We start from the raw sequence: 601 nt of genomic DNA on the forward strand, positions 1-601 counted from the left end.
CGCCGTGGCGGTCTCGGCAGGCAGATCGGCGATCAGGGTGCTCATCGCATCGTCCTGGTGCACCAACTGCACGCTGCGTTCCAGACGCCGTTTCCGCGCCCGCTCAGCATGCCCGTCCGGATCGACGGCCACGACTTGCCGCACGGCGGCGCGGCGAATGCTGGACGGATTCCGCCCGTCCAGCCGACCCACCATCGCCGCATCCACGGCAGCAGCCTGCTCGTCCGATAGCGGATTCGTCGCATCCACAACCTTCGATGCCTTGTACGCATCGATGGTGCCGGCGTCCAGAGCAACCAACGTCGCGGGCAGCCGAGAAGTCAACGCCTGCGCATGCGCCACCATCCGCTGTGCACGGTGCTCGGTGGTGGCCAGGGTCAACGCGACCTCCGCCGCCACCCCACGCGGCTCCTCCGACAACGCCGCGAACCGAGCCACCGCCCGCACCTGCACAGCCTCGGCACGCGATCGGGCGACCTCGGCATCGCGCATCACCCGAAGAAGCCCCCGCGCCGACAACGAAGACAGTCGAACACCGGTCAGACCCCCGTGATCAACCCGCACCGTTTCCCGAGAATCCATATCAAGAATCGCAGCCAAC

The 601-nt window shown here is 67.6% G+C and carries 1 protein-coding gene; it reads right to left on the reverse strand.

Going from position 1 to position 601, the window contains the following annotated elements; all coding sequences use genetic code 11:
- Positions 1–492: DUF222 domain-containing protein (locus CFN78_RS28395; protein WP_165777747.1), on the reverse strand; the 492-nt coding region annotated here is incomplete at its 3' end.
- Positions 493–601: the final 109 nt, after the last annotated feature.

This window comes from Amycolatopsis antarctica (assembly GCF_002262875.1).
Taxonomy (GTDB): domain Bacteria; phylum Actinomycetota; class Actinomycetes; order Mycobacteriales; family Pseudonocardiaceae; genus Amycolatopsis; species Amycolatopsis antarctica.